Here is a 7,169-nt window from a genome sequence, read left to right as displayed (position 1 = left end):
GTCTTGGCGGTGGTGGCCAGGGCGATGCCGTGGCCCAGGTCGTTCAGGCCCTGGAACACCGACCAGCCCACCATGGCGTAGCCCACGCCCAGCAGGATGACGTCGATGGCCTCGCCATAGCCCGCCAGGTGGCCGCCGGCCCATACCACCAGGAAGCCGGCCAGCCAGTACAGCGTCTCGCGGGTGAACAGGCTTTTGGCCGCCTGCTGCATCTCACGCGGCAGCAGGGGCACGCAGCGGCGCAGGGTGGCGACGACGCGGTCGGTCACCGACCATTGCGAGGGCTGGCCCGGAGGATCCTCGTCCCCCTGGTCGTGCCGGGGCGGGTCCACGGGTGGGGGCGAGAGCGGGGCGACGGCGCGGGGGATGAGGAAGGCGCTGAGGCTGCCCATGGCCAGGTCGCGCATCGCCTGGTCGATGAGTTGCGTGTCGCTGACGCGGAAGTCCACCCCCTGCACCACCCGGCGCAGGCGCAGGCGGCCGATCGCATCCAGGCCATGCAGGTATTTGATGACGCGGGCGTCCCGCCAAATGGGGCTGCAGGTCGGCCCGCCCAGGGCATAGCGCCGCATGCCGGCGGGAATGGCGCGCGTGGGGCCGATCAGCAGGCGGCCCTCGGGAATCTCGGCGTCCATCCAGTCGGCCATGGACAGGCCGGCCGCGCCGCCGCCGCTGATGAAACTGTCAGGCACCGTCCCTTCCCCTGCGTTCAATCCAGGCCGCCGCGCGGCCCAGGGGGTGAAGTAAGACGATCCCTTGCACGGGAAAGGGGCATATCCAGACAGGCCAGGCCTCGGCCGCTGTCCCCGAAAAGGACCGACGCAGCCGTACCGCTTTTGTTCATGAAATGCCGCGAGTCGCCGTCTATACTCCGGCCCGTCCAACGCTGAAGCCCCGATGACCGATCCGTTTCAACCACCCGCCGCCCCGAAGCCGCCGCCCAGCCTGGTGTCCGCCCCCACCGGGCCGCGGCGCCTGCTGGTGCCGGACGCGCCAGCCCTGGTGCCGGGTGCCCGCCAGGCGGTGTGGCTGAGCCCCGATGGCGAGGTGGAGATCATCGACAAGGCGGAGGCGGTGCGCCGCGCCACCCGTCAGCCGCACCTGCTGTGCCATGCCCGCGCCACCGCGCGGCGCCTGGGCACCGACAAGCTGATCCAGGGATATGACCTGCTGGAGCTGTACGCCTTCGTGCGGCCCGCCACCTTCTGCCTGCCCACGCCGCGGGGCCTGGCGCAGGCGCTGGACCTGCCCCGACCGGCGGATGCGGAGGCCGAGGCCCTGACCCTGGTGCGCGCGGCCGAGGCCCTGCTGCGCGAACTGATGGGCCCGGTCGACGACCAGCGCTCCGATCCCGTCGGCCTGGCCTGGGCCATGGGCGCCGAGGGCCAAGGGGACGGCCATGGGGGCGTCCAAGGGGGTGGCGGCTGGCTGTGGTCGCCCCTGGTGCTGGCCGCCTTGGGCGCGCCCGCGGGGCCGGAGAAGTCGCGTTGGCGCGGCGGCGCCATCCGCGCCTACCAGGTGTGGGCCGGCATGAAGGAATGGCAGGCGGACGCGCCGGAGCCGCCGCCCGGCCATTTGCCGGTGGAGCCGGCCGAGGCCCGCCGCCGCCTGGCCGACCTGGTGATGAACGGCAGCCAGGCCGAACCCCGGCCGCAGCAGTCGGACTACGCCAGCGCCGTCTCCACCGCCTTCACCCCCCGCGACGTGGAGGGCGAACCCAACCTGGTGCTGGCGGAGGCCGGCACGGGCGTGGGCAAGACCCTGGGCTACCTGGCGCCGGCCACCGTGTGGGCGGAGAAGAACAAGGGCCCCGTCTGGATTTCCACCTACACCCGCCAGCTGCAGCACCAGATCGACAAGGAGATGGACCGCCTGCACCGCGACCCCGCCACCAAGGCGCGCAAGGTGGTGATCCGCAAGGGGCGGGAGAATTACCTGTGCCTGCTGAACCTGGAGGAGGCGGCCGGTGTGGCCACCGCCAACCCTCAGTACGCCGTGGCCATCGGCCTGATGGCGCGCTGGGCCGCCGCCACCCGCGACGGCGACATGCAGGGCGGTGACTTCCCCGGATGGCTGGTAGATCTGCTGGGCAAGGGCCGCACCCTGGCGCTGGCCGACCGGCGAGGCGAATGCGTCTACAGCGCCTGCAGCCACTACACCAAATGCTTCATCGAGAAGAGCGTGCGCCGGGCGCGGCGGGCCGACATCGTCATCGCCAACCATGCCCTGGTCATGATCCAGGCGGCGCTGGGCGGTGGGGACGACGCCTACATCCCCACCCGCTATGTCTTCGATGAGGGCCACCATGTCTTCGACGCCGCCGACAACGCCTTCGCCGGCCACCTGACGGGGTTCGAGACGGCGGAGCTGCGCCGCTGGCTGCTGGGCGCCGAAAGCGGCGGGCGCAGCCGGGCGCGCGGCCTGCGCCGCCGGGTGGAGGATCTGATCGGCGGCGACGACCACGCCAGCCGCCTGCTGGACGAGATCGCCCGCGCCGCCCGCAACCTGCCGGGCGAGGCCTGGCCGCAGCGCGTGGGCGGCGGCGAGCCGGTGGGCCCGACGGAGGCCTTCCTGGCCCGGGTGCGCGCCCAGGTCTATGCCCGCGCCCATGGACCGGACAACCCCTACAGCCTGGAGGTGGAGGTGCAGCCCCTGGTGGACGGGGTGCTGGAGGCGGCGCAGGCACTGTCATCCGCCCTGGGAGAGCTGTCCGCCCCGCTGGAAGCCCTGGCCGACCGGCTGCGTGAGCGGCTGGACGACGAGTCGGATGAGCTGGAGAGCGACACCCGCCGGCGCATCGACGCCATCGCCCGCAGCCTGAAGCGCCGCTCCGCCAACGAGATCGGCGGCTGGCGCCAGATGCTGGCGGCCCTGGCCGAGGAGACGCCCAGCCGCTACGTCGATTGGTTCGGGGTGGAGCGCCAGGACGGCCGCGACCTGGACGTGGGCATGTACCGCCACTGGGTGGACCCTACCTGGCCGCTGGCCCAGATCCTGGGCGCGCAGGCCCATGGCCTGGTCATGACCTCCGCCACCCTGACGGACGGCACCGGCGATGTGGAGGCGGACTGGCAGGCGGCCCACGCCCGCACCGGCGCCATCCACCTGCCCCGCCCCGCCCTGCGCGCCCAGGTGCCGTCCCCCTTCGACTACGCCAGCCAGACGCGGGTGCTGATCGTCAACGACGTGCGCAAGGACGATTTGGCCCAGGTGGCCGCCGCCTATCGCGAGCTGTTCCTGGCCTCAGGCGGCGGCGCCATCGGCCTGTTCACGGCGGTGCAGCGCCTGCGCGCCGTGCATGAGCGCATCGGCGCGCCGCTGGAGGCCGCCGGCCTGCCGCTGCTGTCTCAGCACCTGGACGGGCTGGACGTGGCGACGCTGGTCGACATCTTCCGGGGGGAGGACAACGCCTGCCTGCTGGGCACCGACGCGGTGCGCGACGGCGTGGACGTGCCCGGCCGGTCCCTGCGCCTGATCGTCTTCGACCGCGTGCCCTGGCCGCGGCCAGACATCCTGCACAAGGCGCGGCGCGATTATTTCGACCGCACCGCCCGGCGGCGGCATTACGACGACATGATCACCCGGCTGCGGCTGCGCCAGGCCTTCGGCCGGCTGGTGCGACGGGCCGACGACACCGGCGTGTTCGTGTTACTGGACCCCATGATGCCCAGCCGGCTGAAGGGCGCCTTCCCGGGCGGGGTGGAGCCGCAGCGCGTGGGCCTGGCCGAGGCGGTGCGCATCACGCGCGACTTCCTGCATGCGCCGGGCCAGGGGCCGGATCTCACCCTGCCGCCCCTGACGAGACCCGCGCCGTCAAGGCTGTCATCACCGCACGAGGATCCGTGGGGGGACGAGCCCTTTCATCTGCAGGGCTTCGACCTGGAATGACCTCCACCAGCCTCAGGCTGGCTTGAGCATCCCTGTCGGCGTTAAGCCGACTTCAGCATAGACGTGTAGATGGCCCAGGCGGTGGCGACGCTGACGCCGCCGGCGCGGGCACCGGCAGCCAGCATCTCGGTCGTGGGCTTCAGCGGCACGGGGGTGTGAGTCATCACCGGATCCGCCAGCGCGGTGCGGCCGCCGCCCACCGTCAGGAAACCGGCGCTCAGGGTTTGGTCATCACGGTGCGGCGCGTCCAGCAGGCTCATCGTTCCATTCCCCTCGATTGCAGGTGTGGAGGCGGTTCGACGCAAGACTGATGCCATCGCAGCCGTCGCCTATTTCCGACGGGTAGATCCGGCGCTGCCCTAAGGAACGGGCCGCTTTCCGTTTGCGTCCGGGTACCGGTCACAAAATTTCAACGTCGGCGCGTTGTCATTTTGCGACGAGACCTGCGGCATTCGTCTCAATTTGCGACTCCCACATTTTCCCATCCTGCTGCACAGCGAAATGCACTAGGGTCGGCGCCAAGATGGGGGCGACAGCATGAGCGATGTGATTTTCCATATGTGCCGCGCGGACGAATGGCTGGCGGCCCTGGCGGCCGGCGTCTATCCGGGATCCTCGCAGGACCAGGCGGATGGCTTCATCCATTTCTCCACCGCCAGCCAGGTGGTGGAAAGTGCCGCCAAGCACCGCGCCGGCCAAACCGGCCTGCTGATCCTGACGGTGGACACGGCCCCCTTGGGCGAGGCCCTGAAGTATGAGCCGTCACGCGGCGGACAGCTGTTTCCCCACCTGTATGGCGGCCTTCCGGTGAGCGCCGTCCTGCGCGCCGACCCGCTGCCGCTGGGCGATGATGGCCGCCATGAGTTCCCGCCGCATGTCCTTGAGGGAACGGTCTGATGAGCCTGGCCTATCGCCTCGCCCGTCCCATCCTGTTCGCCATGGATGCGGAGCGGGCGCACGACCTGACCATCAACCTGCTGAAGGTCGGCGCCCTGCCCCCCGCCCTGTTCGGTGCCGGCGGCCCGGATGACCCGGCGCTGAGCCAGACCGTGTTCGGCCTGACCTTCCCCAACCCGGTGGGCCTGGGCGCCGGCTTCGACAAGAACGCCCGGGTGCCGGACGCCATGCTGGCCCTGGGCTTCGGCTTGGTGGAAGCCGGCACCGTCACCCCCCGGCCGCAGCCCGGCAACCCCAAGCCCCGGCTGTTCCGCGCCGTGGAGGTCGAGGGCGTCATCAACCGCTTCGGCTTCAACAACGAGGGGCTGGAAACCTTCGCCCGGCGGCTGGAGGACCGGCGCGGCCTGGGCCGCACCGGGATCGTCGGCGCCAACGTCGGCAAGAACAAGGACACGGCGGACGCGGCGTCCGACTACATCATCGGCATCCGCCGCCTGGCGCCCCTGGCGGATTACCTGGTGGTCAACGTCTCCTCCCCCAACACGCCGGGCCTGCGCTCGCTGCAGGGGCGCCAGGCGCTGACCGACCTGCTGGCCGCCTGCCTGGCGGCGCGGGGAAGCCATCGCACGCCCCTGTTGCTGAAGGTGGCGCCGGACCTGACCGAGGATGACAAGGTAGACGTGGCGGAGGTGGCGCTGGCCAGCGGCATCGACGGCCTGATCGTGTCCAACACCACGCTGGATCGGCCGGACGGCCTGACCCCCGCCCACCGCGCAGAGGCCGGCGGCCTCAGCGGACAGCCGCTGTTCGACAAGTCGACCTCCGTGTTGCGCGATTTCTACCGCCTGACGGGCGGCAAGATTCCCCTGGTGGGCGTGGGTGGTATCGGGTCCGGTGTGCAGGCCTACGCCAAGATTCGCGCCGGGGCCAGCCTGGTGCAGATCTATTCCGCCTTGGTCTACCAAGGCCCCGGCCTAGTCGCCGTCATCAAGCGCGACCTGGCCGACCTGCTGCGCCGCGACGGTTTCACCAACGTGGCCCAGGCGGTAGGGGCGGATCACAAGTAACGTACAAGGTTCCAGCAACTGCCAGGCCCGCAAGCGCGGGCCCCGGAGTGTGTACCGAAGGGCGGAACGAAGGACCTGAACATGCACGTGCTACGTCACATCATCTTCGCCGCCTGCTATGTCGCCGTGGCGGTGGCCGTGGCCTTGGCCCTGCCGCTGGCCGGCGTGGGCGTCGATCGGTCCTATGGCCTGCTGCTGGGCTTGGTGGTTTTCGTCTTCGGCGGCCTGCTGCATGAGTTCTATGCCCGCATGGAGCAGGCGGAACGGATGGAGCACCGGCTGGACCGCCTGCTGGACCGCCAGCGCGACGTGCTGGCCGCCCTGGACCGGCTGATGCGGCCCGGCACCGAGGCCGGCGGCGCGGTCGCCGCCGTGGTCAGCGACGCCCGCATGCTGCGCACCCTGGCCGACCAGATGCCCGCGGGGCCCGCCACCGCCATCGAACCCGCCCCGCAGGCGCCGCCGCCCCAAGTCGCCCCGGCGGCGGCCCGCGCCACCAGCGTGCCCAGCCTGGGCTCCGCCTATGGTCCCCTGCCTGGTGAGGCGCCGGCGGCGGAGGACGACGGCCCGGTGATGAACGGCATTCGCGAGGCGCTGCGGTCGGACCGGGTGGACATCTTCCTGCAGCCCATCGTCAGCCTGCCGCAGCGTAAGCACCGCTTTTACGAGGTGTTCTCCCGCATCCGGCTGGAGGATGGCAGCTATCTCACGCCCGACCGCTATCTGGGCGTGGCGGCCCGCCACAACCTGATGGCACCCATCGACAACCTGCTGCTGTTCCGCTGCGTCCAGTTGCTGCGTGAGACGGAGAAGCGGCACCAGAACGTGGGCTTCTTCTGCAACATCTCCGCCGCCACGCTGAACGACGGCACCTTCATGCGGGAATTCGTCCAGTTCATGGGCCAGCATCCCAACCTGGTGCAGAAGATCATCTTCGAGCTCAGCCAGGCCGACCTGATGCAGGGCGACATCTTCGCCACCGGCTTCCTGGACGGGCTGCGCAGCCTGGGCTTCCGCTTTTCCATGGACCAGGTCGATCGCTTCGACGTCGACTGGGACCAGCTTGCAGCGCACGAAATCCGCTTCGTGAAGCTGGACGCTGCCCGCCTGCTGGACCCCGACGGCCGCTTCGCCAACCCGGACAAGGTGACGCTGCTGAAGCGCCAGCTGGACCGCAACAACATCGACCTGATCGTGGAAAAGATCGAAACCGACCAGCAGCTGCTGGACCTTTTGGATCTGTTCATCGACTTCGGCCAGGGCTACCTGTTCGGCGAGCCGCGTATGGCCCGCCGCCTGCCTTCCTGAGAGTAGATT

At 70.4% G+C, this 7,169-nt stretch carries 6 protein-coding genes; 4 read left to right on the top strand and 2 right to left on the bottom strand.

The genetic code is table 11. The annotated features are described in order from the left end of the window. Positions 1-692 (bottom strand): hypothetical protein (locus P5F91_RS08480; RefSeq protein ID WP_277907007.1); only part of this gene is annotated, 692 nt, incomplete at its 3' end. 205 nt (positions 693-897) lie between these two features. Between P5F91_RS08480 and P5F91_RS08475 the strand changes: the two genes are divergently transcribed. Next, positions 898-3,888 (top strand): ATP-dependent DNA helicase, encoded by a 2,991-nt coding sequence (locus P5F91_RS08475; protein WP_277907006.1) that lies wholly within the window; start codon positions 898-900, stop codon positions 3,886-3,888. A gap of 41 nt (positions 3,889-3,929) precedes the next feature. On the opposite strand, the gene P5F91_RS08470 is transcribed toward P5F91_RS08475, so the two are convergent. Next, the gene (locus tag P5F91_RS08470; RefSeq protein ID WP_145610682.1) at positions 3,930-4,148 is read right to left on the bottom strand and encodes a hypothetical protein; all 219 of its coding nucleotides are present in this window, start codon (positions 4,146-4,148) and stop codon (positions 3,930-3,932) included. A gap of 277 nt (positions 4,149-4,425) precedes the next feature. On the opposite strand from P5F91_RS08470, the gene P5F91_RS08465 reads away from it, so the two are divergent. The 3 genes from P5F91_RS08465 (at position 4,426) to P5F91_RS08455 (ending at position 7,160) form a co-directional block, all read left to right on the top strand. Further along, a complete protein-coding gene (locus tag P5F91_RS08465) occupies positions 4,426-4,785 on the top strand; it encodes a DUF952 domain-containing protein (RefSeq protein ID WP_145610683.1) in 360 nt (119 codons plus the stop codon). Further along, positions 4,785-5,852, top strand: a complete 1,068-nt coding sequence (locus P5F91_RS08460; protein WP_277907005.1) for a quinone-dependent dihydroorotate dehydrogenase — start codon at positions 4,785-4,787, stop codon at positions 5,850-5,852. Before P5F91_RS08465 ends, P5F91_RS08460 begins: the two co-directional genes overlap by 1 nt. 81 nt (positions 5,853-5,933) lie before the next feature. Beyond that, positions 5,934-7,160 (top strand): EAL domain-containing protein, encoded by a 1,227-nt coding sequence (locus tag P5F91_RS08455; protein ID WP_277907004.1) that lies wholly within the window; start codon positions 5,934-5,936, stop codon positions 7,158-7,160. Positions 7,161-7,169 lie beyond the last annotated feature (9 nt).

The sequence above is a fragment of the Nitrospirillum amazonense genome (genome assembly GCF_029594735.1).
Lineage (GTDB): Bacteria > Pseudomonadota > Alphaproteobacteria > Azospirillales > Azospirillaceae > Nitrospirillum > Nitrospirillum amazonense.
This window is presented reverse-complemented; position numbering and strand designations above follow the sequence as displayed.

What these genes read in the sequence shown, in the direction of transcription:
- P5F91_RS08465 (WP_145610683.1), top strand. Translation starts at nt 4,426, where the DNA reads ATGAGCGATGTGATTTTCCATATGTGCCGCGCGGACGAATGGCTGGCG.
- P5F91_RS08455 (WP_277907004.1), top strand. Translation starts at nt 5,934, where the DNA reads ATGCACGTGCTACGTCACATCATCTTCGCCGCCTGCTATGTCGCCGTG.
- P5F91_RS08460 (WP_277907005.1), top strand. Translation starts at nt 4,785, where the DNA reads ATGAGCCTGGCCTATCGCCTCGCCCGTCCCATCCTGTTCGCCATGGAT.
- P5F91_RS08475 (WP_277907006.1), top strand. Translation starts at nt 898, where the DNA reads ATGACCGATCCGTTTCAACCACCCGCCGCCCCGAAGCCGCCGCCCAGC.
- P5F91_RS08470 (WP_145610682.1), bottom strand. Translation starts at nt 4,148, where the DNA reads ATGAGCCTGCTGGACGCGCCGCACCGTGATGACCAAACCCTGAGCGCC.